21 protein-coding genes and 1 riboswitch are annotated in these 18,738 nt (G+C 47.0%); of the genes, 13 read left to right on the forward strand and 8 right to left on the reverse strand.

Annotated features, from left to right (window positions below):
- Window positions 1-15: 15 nt before the first annotated feature.
- Window positions 16-276: a hypothetical protein gene (locus BC351_RS22010; RefSeq protein ID WP_079414948.1), complete on the reverse strand. Its 261-nt coding sequence runs from the start codon at window positions 274-276 to the stop codon at window positions 16-18.
- A gap of 174 nt (window positions 277-450) precedes the next feature.
- Here BC351_RS22010 and BC351_RS22015 point away from each other — a divergent pair, with 174 nt between their 5' ends.
- Entirely contained in the window at window positions 451-1,116 is a 666-nt protein-coding gene (locus BC351_RS22015; RefSeq protein ID WP_079414949.1) for a tetratricopeptide repeat protein, read from the forward strand.
- 13 nt (window positions 1,117-1,129) lie between these two features.
- Here BC351_RS22015 and BC351_RS22020 read toward each other — a convergent pair whose 3' ends face one another.
- The gene (locus tag BC351_RS22020) at window positions 1,130-2,176 is read right to left on the reverse strand and encodes an acyltransferase (protein WP_079414950.1); all 1,047 of its coding nucleotides are present in this window, start codon (window positions 2,174-2,176) and stop codon (window positions 1,130-1,132) included.
- A gap of 272 nt (window positions 2,177-2,448) precedes the next feature.
- Between BC351_RS22020 and BC351_RS22025 the strand changes: the two genes are divergently transcribed.
- The 3 genes from BC351_RS22025 to BC351_RS22035 all read left to right on the forward strand — a co-directional run bounded on the left by BC351_RS22025 (window position 2,449) and on the right by BC351_RS22035 (window position 5,839).
- A complete protein-coding gene (locus tag BC351_RS22025) occupies window positions 2,449-2,880 on the forward strand; it encodes a DUF86 domain-containing protein (protein WP_079414951.1) in 432 nt (143 codons plus the stop codon).
- Between the two features lie 83 nt (window positions 2,881-2,963).
- Complete coding sequence (locus BC351_RS22030) at window positions 2,964-3,596, forward strand: helix-turn-helix transcriptional regulator (RefSeq protein WP_079414952.1); 633 nt, start codon at window positions 2,964-2,966, stop codon at window positions 3,594-3,596.
- Window positions 3,597-3,736: 140 nt separating this feature from the next.
- On the forward strand, window positions 3,737-5,839 hold the full coding sequence (locus BC351_RS22035; protein ID WP_079414953.1) for a methyl-accepting chemotaxis protein: 2,103 nt from the start codon (window positions 3,737-3,739) through the stop codon (window positions 5,837-5,839).
- Between the two features lie 141 nt (window positions 5,840-5,980).
- On the opposite strand, the gene BC351_RS22040 is transcribed toward BC351_RS22035, so the two are convergent.
- Window positions 5,981-6,613: a bifunctional 4-hydroxy-2-oxoglutarate aldolase/2-dehydro-3-deoxy-phosphogluconate aldolase gene (locus BC351_RS22040; RefSeq protein WP_079414954.1), complete on the reverse strand. Its 633-nt coding sequence runs from the start codon at window positions 6,611-6,613 to the stop codon at window positions 5,981-5,983.
- A 173-nt stretch (window positions 6,614-6,786) separates the two neighbouring features.
- Here BC351_RS22040 and BC351_RS22045 point away from each other — a divergent pair, with 173 nt between their 5' ends.
- Window positions 6,787-7,233 carry a DUF948 domain-containing protein gene (locus BC351_RS22045; protein WP_079414955.1) on the forward strand — a complete coding sequence of 149 codons (447 nt, stop codon included), beginning with the start codon at window positions 6,787-6,789 and terminating at the stop codon, window positions 7,231-7,233.
- 14 nt (window positions 7,234-7,247) lie between these two features.
- The gene (locus BC351_RS22050; protein ID WP_079414956.1) at window positions 7,248-7,580 is read left to right on the forward strand and encodes a YtxH domain-containing protein; all 333 of its coding nucleotides are present in this window, start codon (window positions 7,248-7,250) and stop codon (window positions 7,578-7,580) included.
- 45 nt (window positions 7,581-7,625) lie between these two features.
- On the opposite strand, the gene BC351_RS22055 is transcribed toward BC351_RS22050, so the two are convergent.
- Window positions 7,626-8,741, reverse strand: a complete 1,116-nt coding sequence (locus BC351_RS22055) for a phosphodiester glycosidase family protein (RefSeq protein WP_079414957.1) — start codon at window positions 8,739-8,741, stop codon at window positions 7,626-7,628.
- A gap of 122 nt (window positions 8,742-8,863) precedes the next feature.
- Window positions 8,864-9,541: a helix-turn-helix domain-containing protein gene (locus tag BC351_RS22060; protein WP_079414958.1), complete on the reverse strand. Its 678-nt coding sequence runs from the start codon at window positions 9,539-9,541 to the stop codon at window positions 8,864-8,866.
- 168 nt (window positions 9,542-9,709) lie between these two features.
- On the opposite strand from BC351_RS22060, the gene BC351_RS22065 reads away from it, so the two are divergent.
- From BC351_RS22065 to BC351_RS22095, 7 genes are all read left to right on the forward strand, one after another.
- Complete coding sequence (locus tag BC351_RS22065; protein ID WP_079414959.1) at window positions 9,710-11,746, forward strand: glycoside hydrolase family 15 protein; 2,037 nt, start codon at window positions 9,710-9,712, stop codon at window positions 11,744-11,746.
- Between the two features lie 18 nt (window positions 11,747-11,764).
- A complete protein-coding gene (locus BC351_RS22070) occupies window positions 11,765-12,925 on the forward strand; it encodes a glucose 1-dehydrogenase (RefSeq protein ID WP_079414960.1) in 1,161 nt (386 codons plus the stop codon).
- A gap of 206 nt (window positions 12,926-13,131) precedes the next feature.
- Window positions 13,132-13,551, forward strand: a complete 420-nt coding sequence (locus BC351_RS22075; RefSeq protein WP_079414961.1) for a disulfide oxidoreductase — start codon at window positions 13,132-13,134, stop codon at window positions 13,549-13,551.
- 85 nt (window positions 13,552-13,636) lie between these two features.
- Window positions 13,637-14,623: a polysaccharide deacetylase family protein gene (locus BC351_RS22080; RefSeq protein ID WP_079414962.1), complete on the forward strand. Its 987-nt coding sequence runs from the start codon at window positions 13,637-13,639 to the stop codon at window positions 14,621-14,623.
- 110 nt (window positions 14,624-14,733) lie between these two features.
- Complete coding sequence (racE, locus tag BC351_RS22085) at window positions 14,734-15,543, forward strand: glutamate racemase (protein WP_079414963.1); 810 nt, start codon at window positions 14,734-14,736, stop codon at window positions 15,541-15,543.
- A gap of 159 nt (window positions 15,544-15,702) precedes the next feature.
- Window positions 15,703-16,593, forward strand: coding sequence for a M14 family metallopeptidase (locus BC351_RS22090; protein ID WP_079414964.1), 891 nt, complete (start codon window positions 15,703-15,705; stop codon window positions 16,591-16,593).
- A 91-nt stretch (window positions 16,594-16,684) separates the two neighbouring features.
- Window positions 16,685-16,894: a hypothetical protein gene (locus BC351_RS22095; RefSeq protein ID WP_079414965.1), complete on the forward strand. Its 210-nt coding sequence runs from the start codon at window positions 16,685-16,687 to the stop codon at window positions 16,892-16,894.
- Window positions 16,895-16,936: 42 nt separating this feature from the next.
- On the opposite strand, the gene BC351_RS22100 is transcribed toward BC351_RS22095, so the two are convergent.
- The 3 genes from BC351_RS22100 to BC351_RS22110 form a co-directional block, all read right to left on the reverse strand.
- A complete protein-coding gene (locus tag BC351_RS22100; RefSeq protein WP_079414966.1) occupies window positions 16,937-17,137 on the reverse strand; it encodes a DUF2524 domain-containing protein in 201 nt (66 codons plus the stop codon).
- A gap of 256 nt (window positions 17,138-17,393) precedes the next feature.
- Window positions 17,394-17,573 carry a hypothetical protein gene (locus BC351_RS22105; protein WP_079414968.1) on the reverse strand — a complete coding sequence of 60 codons (180 nt, stop codon included), beginning with the start codon at window positions 17,571-17,573 and terminating at the stop codon, window positions 17,394-17,396.
- A gap of 131 nt (window positions 17,574-17,704) precedes the next feature.
- Window positions 17,705-18,550 (reverse strand): bifunctional 5,10-methylenetetrahydrofolate dehydrogenase/5,10-methenyltetrahydrofolate cyclohydrolase, encoded by an 846-nt coding sequence (locus BC351_RS22110; RefSeq protein WP_079414970.1) that lies wholly within the window; start codon window positions 18,548-18,550, stop codon window positions 17,705-17,707.
- 59 nt (window positions 18,551-18,609) lie between these two features.
- Window positions 18,610-18,689, reverse strand: a riboswitch (ZMP/ZTP riboswitch).
- Between the last annotated feature and the right edge of the window lie 49 nt (window positions 18,690-18,738).

Genomic DNA, 18,738 nt, shown 5'->3' on the forward strand with positions numbered 1-18,738 from the left:
GAAAAAAACGACCATTTAGGGTCGTCTTACATACGGTTCGTAACGGGTTTCCATTGCATGCCACCGAGCATTGGCGACGAAGAATCCAATAAAGAAGAAGACGAGTAAACGAATGGGAATCCAAACCGGATTGAGCTCCCTGAAACTGATGATTTCGATAACACTGGTTACTATCGTTAGTCCGATGCCCCAAGGGAGCAGGCCGAATAGAATTAAATATTTGGATCTGCCCAGCTGTTTTCTTTTGTGCCAAAGCTCTTTGCGTGGATCGCTCATGAAGGTAACTCCCTTTTTCTTTTCATTATATCATATGCGGGGGACAGCTGCGATTCGTAAGTTATTCAAAGTTAATGAGGTCAGCATCGGGTAAAGTCGGTGCTTTTTTCTATGGATCGGATGACCAATGCCCTCATAATATGGTAGTATTAGGAAGTTGAAAGGGGGATTACCGTGTTACTCAAATTTTTGGCTTTTGGTTTGTTATGGCGTCTTGTTGGCAATCCGTTTCTAGCACTTCTTATTCTACTCGTGATTCTATATCTGTTAGATAGAAGATTTATCGGACTAACGCCAAATATATTTAAGCCATTTCAGCTAAGCCGACGTGCTTCAAGATTGCGAAACGATTTGCATGCAAATCCGCATAATACATCTGCGAAGCTTGAATTAGCTCGAATTTTACTTGAACGCAAAAAGTATCGGGAAGCCCTTCCCTACTTGGAACAAACGCTTACGATCATGGAAGATTCTGCTGATGTGCATTACGAAATTGGGCTGTGTTATTTAAAGCTGGGTGATCTGAGCAAAGGCGAAAGGTTGATGCTTGAAGCCGTAGAGCTTAATCCGCGTGTCAAATTTGGCGAAGCATATTTGCGGCTCGGCGAGGCGCTGGCTCCTAGGGAACCGGAGAGAGCTGCCAGCTTCATCGAGCAGTTCCGCGACCTGCACTCTTCATCGGTCGAAGCTTACTACAGGCTAGGCCAGCTCTATAAGCAGATGGGCCGCACGGAAGACGCGAAGCGAGCCTATCGGGAGGCGCTGGATATTTATCGCGGCCTGCCGCGCTACAGCCGCAGACAGCAGCGGCGTTGGGCGCTTTTGGCGCGGTTCCAATAAGAAGAACCTGAGGTCAGCGCCTCAGGTTCTTCTTATTGGTATACAACCTAACGAGCAGCCAAGAACCAAACAGTCCGATCGCAACGGACGAGATCGTGTGAAGGTCATAGAGCAGGATCGTCCCTTGCTCAGGCGCTAGACGATCCCAGAGGGTTAAGAGCGCGGGATGCAAGAGATAGATCCCGAAAGACGCGGCGCCCAAGGCCGACATCAATCGGCTCAACGACGAGCCCTTAGAGACGAGTCTGCGAGCCCATTGCAAGACGCAAAGCGGGATGGCTAAGCAATAGACTAGAAGCGCCAGCTCGTACCATGTATTTTCAAGGGAAATCAGGCTATATTGGTGAAGAAGCAGCATTGAGGCATAACTGGCTCCGGCTATCAGCATGATGCTCCAAAGCCAGCCACGATAGCGATTGGACCAAGAAACTGCCGCGGAATAGTGAATCCCGACATAAGCCCCGCATGCGAATAACGCCGAGTAACTGATGAACAAAGACGTGTATTCGTGAAGAGGATGCACCCAATGATGGAAGCTGTACCCTGAGATTTGAAGGATAATCCCAAGTGGAATCAGACTTTGGCGGAATCGGGGGAATCGCTTTGCGGCCGTCATCAACAATGGAAACAACAGGTAGAACTGCACGATAATAATCATATAATAAAGATGATAGCTGGCATTCCCGGATACCAATAGTTTGATGAAGTAAACAGGGTCAACATGGATTTTTCCATGAAACATGAATTGATTGAACAGGTAGTAGAACAATGACCAACCAACATAGGGAATCAGGATTTTTCGCACGCGCTTGGTCCAGAAGGCAATTGCCATGCCCGGCTCCCAGCGGTCGAAATAGGTGTAGAATAGGACGAGACCGCTAATCCAGATGAACAAGGGAACGGTGAATAAGCTGGTTTTGTTCAAAATGAGAAATAAAGCTTGCGAAGCGGTGCCGATTGGCAGCAGAGTTGCGTTTGAGGTTCCATGAATAAGAAGAACGGCAATAATAGCCAACGCACGCACATTGTCGATTTCAGGTAGCTTGGGTCTGGATAACATAAGTTGTAGAATCTCCTTTTTTCACTTTTTTCACTGTAACATGAAAGAAATGAGAGAAACAACAATAGATCACAGTGGACCTCGCTTGCTTGACGCTTAATAGCTCCCGCGATAAACTGATAGGAGATTGAAACAAGCGAGATCAAGAGGGTGAACGAACGTGAGTTATGAATATGTCATGCAGGCGGTATTGCTAATATTTTTGGTCATTATTACTTTTTTTGCAATGATGATTTGGACGAAATGGCGAAAAAGAGGACGGAGATAGCCCTATGTATTTTATTAATCATGAACAAATTGATCAAAGAATTCAGTTCCTGTCTGCGCTGGCTGAGGCGAGCAGCCAATTGGTGCATCAGTGGGATCAAGGCACCAATAATCTTGTATGGCAGCTTGCGCAAGAACGTGTTCTGCACCTGGCTATTGAAACGGTGACGGATATCGGAAGTCTGCTGATTGATGCTTTTATTCTACGTGATGCTAGCAGCTATGAGGATATTGTGGAAATTGTGCACGGAGAAGGCGCTTATTCAGAGCCATTGAAGGAAACTCTACTGCAACTGGTGAAGCTTAGAAAGCCGCTAGTCCAGGAGTACGTGGAATGGAATCGGCAGGAATTAAATCCGTTAATTCGGATCATCCCGGCGGCTTTTGAGGAATTTGCTGCAAGTGTTCGGGCATTTATCAAGAGTGAACTGGAATAACATACATAGTTGTTTCTTAATTTACTTATTGGGCATGTTGCTGTAAAATGAGACTTAACAACAGTCCGAAGGCAGGTGAGCAAATGAATGCAGCACTTGAAACATCCACACGAAAAGTGATTCTTTCTATGCTCAAAACGCAGGGACCATTAAGTGTTCATGACATGTCCAAGCAGCTCGGGATTACGGAGATGGCTGTCAGACGCCATATTCATGCCTTAGAGAAGGATAATTTGCTTGAAACAAAGCTTGTCCGGCAGGCGATGGGTAGACCGACAAACGTATACACCTTAGCCCCGCTCGCAGATGAATTATTTCCCAAGAAATACATGCAGCTTACCATAGACTTATTGGATGAACTGCTCGAAGGCGAAGGGAATGAGAAGATTGATCGCCTTTTCGAAGGCAGGCAAGACAAACTTCAGTCCCGCTACGCATCAAGAATGCAGGACAAAAGCTTGGAAGAACGGGTAGCCGAGCTAGCACTCATTCAGAATGAGAATGGCTATATGGTGGATTGGTCACAAGTGGAAGAAGGCGAGTTTGTGTTCAGTGAGCATAACTGCCCCATCACACAAGTGGCTAACGTGTTTCAACAAGCATGCAGATGTGAATTAGCCTTATTTCAAAATTTGCTTGATGCCAATGTGGAGCGAACGGAATGTTTAGCCAAAGGCGGCAACAAATGTTTATATATCATCTCCCAAAATAAATAGCCATCTACCTGAGTGTTATGCTCTCGTAGGCGGCTATTTTTTATTGTCATTTCCAAACTGATTTGTGCACAACTATTCAAAAATATTGTCGAAATGTCGATAAAAGTTAAAAATGGTTTATTAGAGAGAGGGCGATTAGCATGATGTGGCTGCGTAACCGGAAGTTGTCCTTTAAATTGGGGATGGGCATTGGTCTGGTGCTTTTATTGGCATTTGGAAGTTTGATTGGCGTGAATCTCAAACAAATCTACAGTACGAGCCTAAGCCAAGGAGAGGCGGAGGCGAATCATGCTTCTGAAGGTGTATCAACAGGTTTTCAACAAGAAGTAGATGGAACGATCTCTACTTTATCGGCACTTCGCGGAGTGGTTTTGGATGCAAGCATGACGAAGTCACTGACACGTGAAGCCGTCGTAAGAATGCTAACTACTGAGCTAGGGATGCATGATAATATTCTGGGTTTGTATACGCTTTGGGAACCTAATGCTTTTGATAAAAAAGATGCGGCGAATATAAAGAAACAGCCGTACGATGACAGCACGGGCCGTTTTATTCCTTATGTTGTTAAAGTTGATAATAAAATCGACGTGCAGCCGCTGCTTGATTATGAGAAAGACGGTGCAGGGGACTACTACCAAATCGCCAAGAAAACGAAAAAAAATACATGGATTGAGCCTTATCTGTATCCGATCAGTGGAAAAAATGTTTTGATAACGTCGTTAATTATGCCGATTTTGGATAAGCAGGGAAATTTCGTGGGGATCATAGGCGCAGATATAGCACTTAGCGAGCTGCAGAAACAAATTGAACAACTGAAGCCGCTGGGCGGCTATGCAACCATGATTTCGTCAGCGGGCAATTACGTTGCTCATGGCACCTCACCGGATAAAGTAACCAAAAACTATAATGAAAACCCGGCAGCTGCATCCGTGTTGGATGGTGTCAAACAGGGTAAATTATCCGTATATATGGAGGGAAGCAGCGGCCAAGACCTCCATTTATTCACGCCGATTGTTCTGAAGGACTCTGATCAGACCTGGTTTATGGAAACAATCTTTGCCAAGAAGATGATTCTGAATGTTTTTTATGATGAACTCACGCTATCCTTAGTCATTGCTATTTCGGCATTGATTCTACTTGCCGTCATTCTGTACTTCATTATTCGAATGCTGGTGCTTCGTCCTATTCGTGCGGTAAGCCACCTTTCCGTTAAACTGGCAGAAGGAGAATTTACCGAGAAACTGACCGTCCATAGCAAGGACGAATTCGGAATGATGTCCGAACAGTTCAACACAATGGTCGACAAGCTGCGTGCTATGATCAACACGGTCACTGAGCATGCCATGTCGGTTGGAGCCACCTCGGAGCAGCTTACGGCAAGTGCCGAGCAAACAAGCCGAGCGGCGGAAACGATCACGATCTCGATTCAGGAGATGGCTGCCGGATCCGAAACACAATTGAACGATGCGCAAGAAACCTCGCGCGCGATGACGGAAATGGCGATAGGCGTACAGCGAATTGCTGAATCGACGGCTCACGTTTCTGATTCTACAGATGAAGTGAGAGTGAAAACAGCAGCAGGGAATGAGAATATTCAGATGGCTGTTCGTCAGATGACGGTGCTCAGAGACAGAGTTGATGAATCTTCGCAAGTCATCCGCCGCCTAGGCGATCGCTCAGAAGCCATCGGAAATATCATAGGCATCATTTCGACGATAAGCAAACAAACCAACTTGCTCGCTTTGAATGCGGCGATTGAAGCATCTAGAGCTGGGGAGCACGGAAAAGGCTTTGCTGTAGTTGCAGCTGAAGTTCGCAAGCTTGCAGAACAATCGAACGCGGCTTCGCATGAAATCGTCGAGCTCATCAGCGAAATCCGTGAGGATACGAAGCTAGCTGTGAAGAGCATGGATCAGGGCACGCACGAAGTGAACAGAGGCGTCCAAGCTGTAACGGAAAGCGGACACATCTTCGCTGCAATTACAACAGAAATGGATCAAGTGCACCGACAAATTCAGGAAGTTTCAGCAGCTTCGGAGCAAATGTCAGCAAGTGCGGAAGAGGTTTTGGCTACTGTGGAGCAGTTGGCAAGCATCGCCAGAAGCTCCTCAAGCAATGCTCAGAATGTGGCTGCCGCTTCAGAAGAGCAGTTGGCTACGATGGAGGAAATCGGCGCTTCCGCCGAAGCCTTAGGCAACCTTGTACAGGAGCTTGTTGATTTGCTTTCCCGCTTTAAGGTTTAAGCATGCAGATAAAAAGGCTGCTCTCAAGTCGTTTTCTACTTGGGAGACAGCCTTTTTGTGACTAAGCTGCCTCAAGCGAGGCAGCAATATATATGAGTTCGTGTCAGCAAGCAAGGAAGTATCTACTAAACTCGCCTGCCTCTATTTGGATGCCGCGAGCAAGCTTGCCGCTTTATTCGTGATCCACTCGAAACGACCTGCTTCAATTTCCTTCAGGTTGATGAGTGAGCCGCCGATGCCTAAGCCGTAACAGCCGATATCCAGAAATTGCTTAATATTATCCTCCGTAACACCGCCCACAGCAATCATCGGAATGTGGTCCAGAGGCCCCATTAATTCTTTGATATAAGTGAGACCAAGGCTCCCGCTTGGAAAGATTTTAACAGCGGTTGCGCCTGCTTTCCAGGCCTTAACGATTTCTGTCGGTGTCATAGCCCCAGGGAAAATCGGGATGCCTTGCTCGCTGGACCAACGAATAACATCCTCGTCCATGTTCGGGGTGACCAGAAAGGAAGCACCAGCTTGAACGGCTTTCTTCGCATCTTCCAGATCGAGTACAGTTCCAGCTCCGATGTACATCTGAGACCCCCAGTGCTGCTGCAGCGAGTCAATCATATGAAGGGCACCGGGAGTATTCAGTGTAACTTCCATAACGGTCACGCCGCCTTTCAGGAGCGCTTCTGCGACTGCTTGGATATGTGCCTCCTGGACCCCGCGTACGATGGCTATGATTCGGGTGCGTTCAATCTCTTTAAGTCCTTGCTCTCTGTTCATGTTTCTCCTCCAGTAGGTATGGTTTGTTTTTCATTATGACAGGTCCCTGAAATTTTTCCAGTTTTTTTGTGTCAAAACAAGCTGCTGCTACTTATACTGTAGTAATTCATAGGCATTCGTCTAGAAGCCGACACGCATCACGCCGCTTTTTAAGCTTATAGGAGGTGCTCGTCATGTCTTGGATCGAGATCAGTCTGGTCAGTTCAGCGCTTGCTTTCATCCTGCTTATTGGATTTGCTGTACGAATCCTAATAGCGGCGAAACGCACGATTGTTCATTTGGATGACGCCATTGTAGAAATCAAACAGCATGTAATCGCCACAGCGGAACAATCAGGGCAACTTTTGAAGCAAACGGGGCAACTTACTGAAGAGGTGCATAGGCAAGTGCTTGCACTTGAGCCAACGATTCAATCCATCGAGAATGCAGGAGCCTCTATAGGGGATGTCGCTTCTGTTATTCGCAAAGCGACACACCTGATGAATGAATCTATTCATGGTGCGGAAAAGGTAGTACATACCCACCAGAAACGTATTCAAGACGTCATGGAGTGGACAACGACGGGCTTCGAGCTGTGGCAAAGATGGCAGGCGCATCGGAATGCCAAATCAGACCATTAAGGAGTGGATGTTACATGTCCAATGAAAAAAAGGGAAAAGATCTTCTCATCGGAGCCGTAGTAGGCGGCGTACTTGGAGCGGCAACTGCACTTTTATTCGCGCCCAAATCGGGTCGTGAGCTAAGAAGCGACATTGCCGGGCAAGCGCAAGTGGTAAGTGATAAAACCGTCCAAATTGCCAGCACAGTGAGCCAAAAGACACAAGGTGTAGTCGGAAAAGCGAAAGACGCGGCTTCCGGTGTTGTGGACGCGGTTCGTTCGTGGAAAGAAGCAAAAAATGAAGATGAGCTTGATGATATTCAAGCGTCTGAGGCTGCTGAAGATTTGGTTATTGTAGGGAATCGCTAGAACAATAAAACCTCCGATGCCGTTCTGGCGTCGGAGGTTTTGGATTTACCACTTCGATGGATCAATTTTGCGAATATCGAGGCCTTCCCACACATTTTTGATGGGAGCCGTTTCGGGATGATCGTACAGCAGCCATGCTGTGGGCAGATAACGTTCCCCATACTCGCTGGAAGGTTTATTGATAATAGCATTATTATGCACGAGTACGGTTGAAGCTCCGCCGTCTAAGTTCGCTGCTGTTACCGCGCCATGCTCAAGGAATATTTCCTGCACATCATATAAGGTTGCGCCAATGCTATGCTTCTGCCTGCCATCAATAATAGCGAACAGAATAGAGCCGTCTTTGGTTTGTGCCATACTCGTTCGTGGAGCTATGCCCCAGCCATCGGCTTGGCTTTTAATTTGTCCAACACCATTGACGATGAACCGCGGGCTAAAGGAAACAGCTTCCTGAACGCCCATGTCCACCAGCTCAGAGATTTTATACTTGCCGGCAATCATTCTGCCTTCTTTGTCAATGCCGACAACTTGCACCGTGCCGTTCATGCCTTTGTCATTGTAAAAGATTTTGCCTCCGGACATCACGATGCCTTCTGGCTGAAATCCATTGCCTTCCCAGTTGGGATCGATAAAGCCGCCGCCATTCACACCAAGGATCGCTCCGGTTCTCTTCACCATGGAGGACACTTTTTCGCCTTTGCCGACCTTCTCAGGTACGGCAATTCGCAGCTTCTTGGGGTCGGAAATGGTGACAAGCTGTCCTTTGAAATTGGTGCCGGAAATAGGCTCAATTTTAACTAATTCCTTTTTAACAGTTACAGGGGTTTGGGCATTTGGACTTGACGGGATTTGTACAATCCCTTTATCTTTCTCATCTCCCATTTCATCGAAACTTTTCCAATAGGCCTCAACACGCTTCTGCAATTCAGTTGAACCTATCAAATATTTGGCCCAATCCCGGTGTTGGGTTGTAATCAACGTATCCGCCATCATCAATCGTACATTGGAGCCTGAGGCAGTCAGGAAAAACCAACAAAGCGATAACACAGCAAGGAAAGCGAAACTTAAAATCGTATATACGAAAAACCTCAAGCCTTTGGGTCTTCTCCGTTTATTGCTCGCTAGACGAGACGGCGGGGAAGCGGTTTGTTGGACAGTCATGTATGCAGTACCAATCCTCTCTACCAAAAATCAATTTAACCACACCTATACTTAGACGAAAAGAAAGGAGAAAAGGTTTCAGATTGCACTGAAACGTTTCTCCTTTTTTTGTAAATATAATTTTAGCCAGGAAATTTTAATGGAAAGAAACCTGCATCTGTCGTTCCCGTATTGCGGTCGTAATGAAACTCGAGAGCCTTGCCTGTATTGGCTGCGACACTGCGAATGAGCAGATCGTGATATTTTTTTTGTCTTATCGCCGCGATAACGACATATTTGCCGATACCTAGCGGATCGAAATAGAGCTTGCCTTCCCGCTCCACATATTTCTGCACAAAATTCAGATTGACGAATAAATCGGTATCCATCTTTTTGAAGCCTTGTTCATCAAGCTGATCCAGAAAAAGACTGAAATCGAGCAGCGAGTTCACACTTTTGTTGATTTGGCCAAGTCGTGTATGAAAGATAATTTCTTTGGACGTGACTTCAATATACATAGCATCTGACATAGCGACTTGCTCTTGTTCAGCTAGCTCAGCTTGTCCAGACATGAGTTCCTGCTCATTTTCCAGATAACCCGCTTTGGCCATAAGGTCTGTGTACGAAATGTTGTAGGCATCCGACAGCTTTTTTAATGTGACTGGTGAAGGGTTGATTTTCTCATTCGTCGAACGATTTCGCTCTAATTCAAGGTCCCTAATATAGGCATGTGAAAGTCCGCTTTTGTGGGCTGCTTCACGTAATGACATCTTACCTCGCAAGCTTTCCAAAAATTTACCGAATCCTTCTAATTGCTTCATAGTGAATCCCTCCATATACTTCTTATTGTAATTGAGTTTGCGTGAAATGAAAATGTCTAAAGCCCAATTGGTGCTATTTCCCTCAATTTCCTGTTCAAATGCCTGCGTGCATATTTAGACGGTTCAAATGGTAAATTAGTAGCAACATCTTGGAAAGAGGCTGATCGTATGGCAAGAGATTTACCTATCGGAAATGGGAATGTGCTTATTAATTTTGATGCTGCTTATAATATTCGTGACATGTATTACCCTTTAGTAGGTCAAGAGAATCAATCTAGCGATCATCTTTCACATTTTGGCATTTGGTGTCAGGAAGGTTTTTTCTGGATTGACCATCCAGAGGTGTCTAAGAAACTGACTTATCTAGAGGATTCGCTTGTTACCGATGTGCAGTGCAGCCATGAAAGGCTTGGACTCAATTTCGGAATTCGAGATGGTGTTGATGTTCAGCAAAATTCATTTGTGCGAAAAGTGAAGGTTGAAAATCACTTAGATGTCGAACGAGAAATCAAACTTTATTTCCATTTGGATCTGCAAATCTATGGGAATGGCGTCGGTGATACCATTTATTATGATCCGGAACTAAACTCGCTCCTTTTCTACAAGGGGCACCGATATATGTCACTGTCCTGCTTGTCGCCGGATAACGAGAAACCGACTCCAAGCGGTTATGCAACGGGACAAAAAGGCATTCATGGGCTGGAAGGAACATGGCGTGATGCGGAAGATGGCCATCTGGGAGGGAACCCTATCGCACAGGGCTCTGTGGATGGCATCATCGAATTGACGTTGAAACTGCCTGCCAATAGTTCGAAAGAAGCTTGGTTTTGGATTTGTTTCGGGAAAACAAAGCAGGAAGTAGAGCGGCTGGAACAGGTGCTTCGCACCACAACCCCACAGGTGTTTCTACAGCGAACACACGAGCATTGGGTCAAATGGGTGAACCAGGATGCACATCAATTATCGCTGCTGAAGCCTGATTTGGAATCATTTTATAAAAGATGTCTGCTGATTACAAGAACGAATGTGGATAATCGGGGAGCGATTATCGCAGCGAATGATTCCGACATTTTAAAATTCGCCAAAGATACCTATTCGTATATGTGGCCTCGTGACGGTGCTTTAGTCTCGCATGCGCTGGATCGTGCCGGTTATCATGAATTGTCTCGGAATTTTTTCGATTTCTGTTCGAAGGTGCTCACCCCGGAAGGATACTTGATGCATAAATATAACCCGGATAGCTCCGTTGGTTCAAGCTGGCATCCTTGGGTAGACGGACAAGGGAAGAAGCAGCTTGCTATTCAAGAGGACGAGACTGCACTGGTGCTGTACACCTTGTGGCACCATCATAAGCTGGCAGGCACACTCGATAAGTCCCGTGAGGATTATGAGAAATTGGTGAAGCCTGCGGCCGATTTCCTCGTGCATTATCGGGATGCTTCCGGACTTCCGCTGCCCTCTTATGACCTTTGGGAGGAGCGCTACGGTGTGCTTGCTTTCACGGTTTCCTCCGTCTACGCAGGCTTGGTAGCTGCCGCTCGCTTCGCCGAATTTCACGAAGATAAAGCACGAGCTGTGTATTATGCAGATATCGCAGAATTGGTGAAGAAATCTGCTGAGCAGCAGCTGTTTGCACCCGAACAGAATAGGTTCCTAAGAGCCTTGTATTGGAGCTATGAGGAAAATAAATATATTCCCGATTATACCATGGATATGAGCATGTATGCGCTATTTGACTTCGGCCTGCTTCAGCTGGAGGATCCGCGACTCCTTTCTACAATGAAGGCATTGAAAGATAAATTGTGGGTACAGACTGATATTGGCGGGATCGCGCGTTATGAGAACGACTATTATCATCAAGTGACCAATGATGTTGCGAAGGTTCCGGGGAACCCTTGGTTTATATGCACGCTTTGGTATGCGGAATGGCTGGTAGCCACGGCTAAGACGGTACAGGACCTTGTGGAAGCTGAAAATTTGATGCGATGGGCAATCCATCATGCGCTGCCCTCTGGCGTTATGGCTGAACAAGTGCACCCGTTCTCTGGAGAGCCGATGTCGGTTTCGCCGTTGACTTGGTCGCATGCTTCTTTCATTAAGGTGGCACAGGAATACTTGTCCAAATTAAAAAAGCTGACGTCCAAAGAGGTGGAATCAGGCGTAGATGCAAGTGAAGACAAAGTACTCGAACCGGTCAATCACTAGCTTGGAGGAGAGGGAGAAATGAAAGCTATTCGAGTCAAAAACCTGCGTAAGGGCAATCCCACGATCGAGATCGAAGACCTGCCGGATCCCGTTCTTTCACATCCTCAGGAGGTCATCGTGAAGGTGCTGGCCGTGGGGCTGGATGGTACAGACAAGGAGATCTTGAAGGAGAAATACGGCGTTCCTCCGGAAGGAGAGGATGATCTGACCACAGGACATGAATCACTTGGCGTCATTACCGAGGCTGGGACGGACAGCGGCTTCCGCAAAGGCGATCTGGTGACGGCGATTGTGAGGAGGCCTTGCCGCAATCAAAACTGTGTGAACTGCCGCAATGGACATTCAGACTTCTGCCAGACTGGGGAGTATGTCGAACGCGGCATCAAAGGGGCGAACGGTTTCCTATCCGAGTATTACAAGGAAGAAGGGCGGTACTTGGTGCAGGTTCCACTGGACCTGCTCCAGCATGGGATGCTGGTCGAGCCGCAAAGCATCGTAGAGAAAGTATGGGATCAGGTGCTGCGCGTGCAGCAGCGGCTGATCTGGGAGCCGAAGTCAGCGCTGATTCTCGGCTCAGGGCCTCTGGGCTTGCTTGCCGCGATGACCTGCCGGCTGCTTGGGCTTGAGGTCTATGTCTGGTCCATGTCGCCGCAGGACAGCCTGCAAGCGCAGCTTGTGAAGGACAGCGGCGGCATGTATCAGCAGTCAGGCGCAGCGGGCGCTGCTGCAACATTAACGGCATATGCCGAGCGTCTCGGCAAGCCGCTGGATCTCATTCTCGAATGCACGGGCTTCAGCCCGCTTGCCTTCGAGGCCATGGCCGTTCTGGCGCCCAACGGCGTGTTGGCGCTGCTGGGGGTTACGCCAGCGGACCGCAAGCTGGAGATTTCATCTGACATGCTCAATCAGAGCATGGTGCTGGAGAATAAATGCGTGCTTGGTTCCGTCAACGCTGCGCGCAAAGATTTTGAAACAGCCATCTATCGCTTGCAGCTGATGGAGAAGAACTATCCCGGCTGGCTGGACCGGCTGGTCACGAATCGGATGAAGCTGGACGCCGTGCCGCAGCTGGATTTCTCCAGCATACCGATCAAAGCAGTCGTTGATATCGTACCTGTTGAGCAGTGGCGGGAGCTCGTGAAACAGACGGAAGAAGCAGCTTATAGCTTCTCTGTATAATTATAGCGGCGGGTGGGCGCGGGTGGCCTGCTTGCCGCTTTTTTGCTGTTGTTACAGTTGTTTAACGTCCTTGTAAGCCTCGCTCGCCGTAAACATTGGGTAACGAGAATCCGACCGAGCAGCTGAAAGGCTGAATTTCGGCCGGTCAGGTTAGACTTCCTTTCTATATTTTTCTATAATAAGGAGGAAGGGGAGGACGAACTCAGATGTCAAACAAATGGTTAAGAGACAATGGTATGCACTTATCGTGGCTAATTGCCCTAATTGCTACCTTAGGAAGCCTTTATTTCTCAGAGATTATGCATTTCTTACCTTGCAAATTATGCTGGTATCAACGAATTTTGATGTATCCTTTAGCCGTCATTTTAGGAATTGCAGCTGTACGCAGAGATTATAAACTTACGATTTATGTACTGCCATTGACCCTGTGGGGAGCATGCATTTCGATTTACCATGTCTTGCTGCAATCGGGCATTTTTCATGAATCAGCGACGGGATGCGGTCCTGTGCCTTGTGATGTGGATTATTTGAATTGGCTTGGTTTCATTACGATTCCAATGCTTGCTGGAACAGCATTCATTTTAATCAGCATCCTCCAATATTTGACGTATCGCGCCACGAAATAATACGAAATTCTTCCAATAGGCAGGTAATTTGTCTAGTGCTGTCGAAATGAATACCGATGTATTCATTCTATAACGAGGTGCTACTATGACGCGAATTACCAAAAGCGCTGCACTACTGATCGTTCTTAGCGCAACATTGATCGGTTGTGCAGATAAAAGCCTGCTTTCCTCTGCTTCCAATCCAGCTCCAACCGAAACGCCAAAAGCAACCTTGGCGGCAACTCCGACACCAACACCAACTCCTAAACCAACTGCGGCACCTACGCCGACGCCTAAAGCCACACCAGATCCGACGCAGACGCCGAAGCCAACGGCAACTCCGGTGCCTACGGCAACACCCAAATCAGCAGTAGTTGGCGCTACTCCGAAGCCTTCCTCAGCCGAGAAGGTACCTTACTCTTGGTACTATATGAAGAAGAAAACCGGACAAGTTCCTGATTTCCCCAAAGAAACGAAATCCTTCACTGCTGATCAGAAAGCCGTATGGGTAGGCACCGGAAAGAAGGTGTATTTAACCATTGATGCCGGTGGACCCCTGATCGAAGTGGATTTGATGCTGAAATCCTTGAAGGAAAACGGTGTGAAGGCTAACTTTTTTATTTCTGGAAACAACATTAAGAAGAATCCTGATTACTTAAAAAAGCTTGTCGCGGATGGTCATTTTATTGCCAACCATACGATGACGCACAATGATTTCAATGAGATGAGCGATGATCAAATTCGGAAAGAAATTACGGATTTTGAAGTCTTGTATAAACAATTGACGGGAAAAGAAGTCGAGAAATACTTCCGTTTTCCTTATGGACACTACAACATGCATAATTTAAGCTTGGTTTCAAGCATGGGCTATACGTCCGTATTCTGGTCAACGGCTATGCGTGATTGGGAGAAGAGAGAGAATGGGGCAGAAGATCCTTACAATGACATTATGAATAATTTGCATGATGGCAATGTGATTTTGATGCATCAGGGCTCTGAGGAAAATATGCAGGCGCTGTCACGCATTTGCAAAGAGATCAAGAAAAAAGGCTATGAATTTGCGCTTGTGAATGAGCTTGAGCCTAAAAAGTAGACGACAGGTCAGAAATCTGAGTTCTTCACCTAGGTACCTTTCAGCTTGTACGTTCATATTCTATCCATGTGGTTCCGTATTTAATTAAGCGGCAAAGGAAGCGGATAGGTGTGCAGCAAGCGATAGCCGTACTGGACTCCGGAGTCGGAGGATTAACTGTTGTCAAAGAAGTCATGAGACAATTGCCGCAAGAAAAAGTCATTTATTTCGGAGATACAGCGCGAAGTCCTTACGGTCCTAGATCTGCCGGAGAAGTGCGGACATTCACGAGGCAAATCGTTGATTATTTAATTCAATTTAATCCCAAAATGATTGTTATCGCTTGCAATACGGCAACAGCAGTTGCCCTTGACGATATTAGGGAACGGGTATCGATTCCTGTGCTGGGGGTCATTTCACCAGGGGCTAGAGCAGCGATCAAGCATACGAGAAGCGGGATCATCGGGGTCATTGGCACGGATGGAACCATTCGAAGCAAAGCCTATGAGCATGCATTGCGCTTAATCTCGCCGCACATCCAAGTGTATAGCGAGGCTTGCCCCTTGCTGGCTCCTTTTGTGGAAAAGGGGTTGTTCGATGCTGATCGGTCGCAGGAGGTTGTTGAACAATCATTGAAACCGCTAGTCGGCAAGCCGATGGATTGCTTGATCCTGGGTTGTACGCATTATCCTTTTTTGACGGATGCTATTTCCAGTGTGATGGGCCCGAATGTGACCTTGATTTCTTCGGCAGATGAGACGGCGAGAGAAATCAGCACGATCCTCTACCATCGCAATTTGCTTGCCACATCGGGGCATCTGCCGATTCATCAATTTTTTTGCAGCGGCGAGCCGGAGCTATTTAAGAAAATAGCTGAAAACTGGCTCAAAGAGCAGATTTCCATAACTCCAGTTGTTTGGCAGGTACCTACGATTATATAAAATAGTCATGTCAACGTTGAAACCTGCAGAAATGCAGGTTTTTTTTCAATCGCTTGAAAAGCTGAAAAGCCTGCGATTAAGTTGAAACCGCATGTTTCTAAGCCAAATGGCATATTCATATCCTACGAAGATGAGATAACAGAGCTGTGAGGTGGTCGCATGTTAGGATACGGGTATGAGACACTGTGTGAGGAATTGCATCGGTTAGGCAAGATTTATCCTTTTATTCAAGTAGGTGTTATGGGTGAGAGTGTGATGGGGAAAAGTATTCCGGCTCTCCGAATCGGTCAAGGAGCAAGGGAGCTTCATATGAATGCAGCTATTCATGCGAATGAATGGATAACGACTCCTCTGATCATGCAGTTCGTAGAGGATCTGGCTTGCTCGTATGCGAGAGGAACGGCATGGCACGGCAGCAATGTGAGACGACTCCTCTCTGAATATTCGCTTTGGGTGGTCCCTATGGTGAATCCAGATGGGGTTGATCTTGTCCTGCATGGCGTTAGCGAAGAACATCCGCATCGGGAACAATTGCTGGAGTGGAACGGAGGCTCCTTGGATTTCAGCAGCTGGAAGGCCAATATTCGCGGTGTGGATCTGAATGACCAATTCCCGGCTTACTGGGAGGAAGAGGCTGCACGCCGAGCTCAGCAGGGTCCTGGACCGCGGGACTACGGTGGTGAAGCGCCACTTAGCGAGCCGGAGGCGGTAGCCATGGTGAGGTTCACGGAAATTCATCCCTTTGAAATTGTTGTAGCGCTGCATACACAAGGGAGAGAAATTTATTGGAATTACCGCGGCTATGAGCCTCCAGAGTCCGAGATGTTTGCCGAGCGGCTATCCTTAGCTGGCAATTACCAAGCCGTTAAGCTCTCCGACAGTGACGCGGGGTACAAAGATTGGTTCATCCAGCATTTTCGCAAGCCTGGCTTCACGGTTGAAGTTGGCTGCGGAGAAAATCCTTTGCCCGTGGAATCTTTCGCTTTGCTTTACGCAGAGCTTGTTCCGATTCTGTTGACAGCTATGGACCTGCAAGTTGTCAATCAATAGACAAGTCGCTTGAACTTGACCATGCCTCCTAAGAACCGTTCAGCCCAAGCTTCATATACTGAAGGGAGGAAACAGTTGGGAGGCGTGGGAGATGGCACCACCTAAAGGGAAGGGCAAGGTAACCAAGAAGAAAGAGCTTTCGTCCAGAGTCCAGTACACGATGAGACTTGTAGAATCGTCCACTTGCGCAGTTTGCAAAACGCCCTGTACGAGAGGACTTCGATATTTATCCATGATGTCGCAGCCAGGGGCCTTGGGTAAAGGGGTTCCGTGTATTTTGACACGCAGAAAAGTAAACTAATAGGAAAGTCCATGCCCTCTAAGCAAAGGCATGGACTTTTCTTCATTGCGGGTTATGCTCACGGGTAATAGAACATTTGTTTTCGATGAAACGGATCTGGTTTTCGAGACGATTGCGCTGTTCTTTCTGCGCTGTGTCTGAGTTGGCGGCTTGACCTTGGAACTGCTCAAGCTCTTGCTTTAAACTGTGCAAATCAGCACCTGCGTTGGCACAATCGTAATTGCTTTCCAACTGATCAAGCATCGGTTAGCCCTCCTAAATGATTGTTATTTATGACCTTTGCCGCTTTTCTGATCCTGTGTACGGGTTGTCGTATTTTTTCTGCTTTGGCCTTGCTGTTTGTGATCGGATGACATGATCTTCACTCCTTAGGATGTAAGTTGGGGTAGTGCGAGAATTAGTATAAGCATTCGGTTGATTTTGATACAAATAAAACAAAAAGCCCTGCGAACGATGGAAATCGTTCAATCAGGGCGATGTGCCGTAAAGGTATATAAGATTAATGGTTGGGAGTCAGCAGCTTGTCTTCTAACGATTGTTTGACCTTCTTGATGGCATCTGTTTCTAGCTTGTGGTTCTGATTGAATTTAGCGCCTGTTAAAGCAAGCGCTTCCTTAACAGTCATTTCCACACGAATTAATTCTTCGCCTTGCAGAATCTGAACGGAATTTTGGCCCATTTTCATCACTCCTATGTCAACTTTTTGAAGTGAAAACCTTGATTTGTCGCACTTTTAATATAACATATCATGTCAGGTTAAACAAGGGTTATTAAGACCTATTTTAAGGAAAATAATGTCGCATCTCCTTGCTATTGATTTGTCATTTCAGCGGCGTCAATCGTATGTTTCAAAAGCATAGCAATGGTCACCGGCCCGACTCCGGCTGGCACGGGTGTGATGGCACTGGCGATGGGGAGACAAGCTTCGTAATCGACATCTCCGATATTGCCTGGATTGTATCCGGCATCAAGAATAACAGCGCCTTGCTTAATCCAATCTCCTTGAACAAAAGCAGGTTTGCCGACAGCAGCTACGACGATATCAGCTAGCCGAACGAGATGTTCGAGTCCTTCCGTTTTGGAGTGGCAAATCGTCACGGTTGCGTTCCTATTGAGCAGCATAAGGGACACAGGTTTTCCCAAAATAGGGCTGCGGCCAATAACGACGGCATGCTTGCCGGCAATCGGAATTTGATAATGATCGAGAATCGCGATGATCGCTGCCGGGGTACAGGAGGGGAAGCTGGCTATTCCAAAAGCATTTTGGGCGAAGCCGAGCATGGTTACGCCGTCCACATCCTTCTCAGGCTGAATGGCTTCAAAGGCGGCTCTTTCATCGACATGATGAGGGACGGGATGCTGCAGCAGAATGCCATGGACTTGTGAATCCTCGTTGAGTTCCTGAATCACGGCAATCAGCTCATCTGTCGTAGTTGATTGATCAAGATGGATGCGTCTGGAATGAATTCCAAGCCTTCTGCAGGCATTGCCTTTCATACGTACATAAGTTTCCGATGAAGGGTCATCTCCAACGAGAATCGTCGCCAGGCAAGGCTGTATCCCTTTGGCTGTTAATTGCCCAACTCTTGCCGCTAGATCTTCTTTGATCTGATTGGCAACGCGATTTCCATCCAAAATTAATGTTTGTGCATACATCGTTCTCCACAACCTTTCAAATGTTGATAAAACACAAAAAGGCAAGGGGATGATCCCCTTACCTTTGCCCAGGCGTACGGCTGCTGCATCGATGTGCTTCCTCATGGGTATCCATGCTTCGCCAGTCACACATCAACTTTCGATTAGTCTTATCATAAATGTGCCTTATGGAAAAGGCAAGTCATTTG

This window comes from Paenibacillus ferrarius (assembly GCF_002027705.1).
Lineage (GTDB): Bacteria > Bacillota > Bacilli > Paenibacillales > NBRC-103111 > Paenibacillus_E > Paenibacillus_E ferrarius.

What these genes read in the sequence shown, in the direction of transcription:
- BC351_RS22010 (WP_079414948.1), bottom strand. Translation starts at nt 276, where the DNA reads ATGAGCGATCCACGCAAAGAGCTTTGGCACAAAAGAAAACAGCTGGGC.
- BC351_RS22020 (WP_079414950.1), bottom strand. Translation starts at nt 2,176, where the DNA reads ATGTTATCCAGACCCAAGCTACCTGAAATCGACAATGTGCGTGCGTTG.
- BC351_RS22025 (WP_079414951.1), top strand. Translation starts at nt 2,449, where the DNA reads ATGTATTTTATTAATCATGAACAAATTGATCAAAGAATTCAGTTCCTG.
- BC351_RS22030 (WP_079414952.1), top strand. Translation starts at nt 2,964, where the DNA reads ATGAATGCAGCACTTGAAACATCCACACGAAAAGTGATTCTTTCTATG.
- BC351_RS22035 (WP_079414953.1), top strand. Translation starts at nt 3,737, where the DNA reads ATGATGTGGCTGCGTAACCGGAAGTTGTCCTTTAAATTGGGGATGGGC.
- BC351_RS22040 (WP_079414954.1), bottom strand. Translation starts at nt 6,613, where the DNA reads ATGAACAGAGAGCAAGGACTTAAAGAGATTGAACGCACCCGAATCATA.
- BC351_RS22045 (WP_079414955.1), top strand. Translation starts at nt 6,787, where the DNA reads ATGTCTTGGATCGAGATCAGTCTGGTCAGTTCAGCGCTTGCTTTCATC.
- BC351_RS22050 (WP_079414956.1), top strand. Translation starts at nt 7,248, where the DNA reads ATGTCCAATGAAAAAAAGGGAAAAGATCTTCTCATCGGAGCCGTAGTA.
- BC351_RS22055 (WP_079414957.1), bottom strand. Translation starts at nt 8,741, where the DNA reads ATGACTGTCCAACAAACCGCTTCCCCGCCGTCTCGTCTAGCGAGCAAT.
- BC351_RS22060 (WP_079414958.1), bottom strand. Translation starts at nt 9,541, where the DNA reads ATGAAGCAATTAGAAGGATTCGGTAAATTTTTGGAAAGCTTGCGAGGT.
- BC351_RS22065 (WP_079414959.1), top strand. Translation starts at nt 9,710, where the DNA reads ATGGCAAGAGATTTACCTATCGGAAATGGGAATGTGCTTATTAATTTT.
- BC351_RS22070 (WP_079414960.1), top strand. Translation starts at nt 11,765, where the DNA reads ATGAAAGCTATTCGAGTCAAAAACCTGCGTAAGGGCAATCCCACGATC.
- BC351_RS22075 (WP_079414961.1), top strand. Translation starts at nt 13,132, where the DNA reads ATGTCAAACAAATGGTTAAGAGACAATGGTATGCACTTATCGTGGCTA.
- BC351_RS22080 (WP_079414962.1), top strand. Translation starts at nt 13,637, where the DNA reads ATGACGCGAATTACCAAAAGCGCTGCACTACTGATCGTTCTTAGCGCA.
- BC351_RS22090 (WP_079414964.1), top strand. Translation starts at nt 15,703, where the DNA reads ATGTTAGGATACGGGTATGAGACACTGTGTGAGGAATTGCATCGGTTA.
- BC351_RS22095 (WP_079414965.1), top strand. Translation starts at nt 16,685, where the DNA reads ATGGCACCACCTAAAGGGAAGGGCAAGGTAACCAAGAAGAAAGAGCTT.
- BC351_RS22100 (WP_079414966.1), bottom strand. Translation starts at nt 17,137, where the DNA reads ATGCTTGATCAGTTGGAAAGCAATTACGATTGTGCCAACGCAGGTGCT.
- BC351_RS22105 (WP_079414968.1), bottom strand. Translation starts at nt 17,573, where the DNA reads ATGGGCCAAAATTCCGTTCAGATTCTGCAAGGCGAAGAATTAATTCGT.
- BC351_RS22110 (WP_079414970.1), bottom strand. Translation starts at nt 18,550, where the DNA reads ATGTATGCACAAACATTAATTTTGGATGGAAATCGCGTTGCCAATCAG.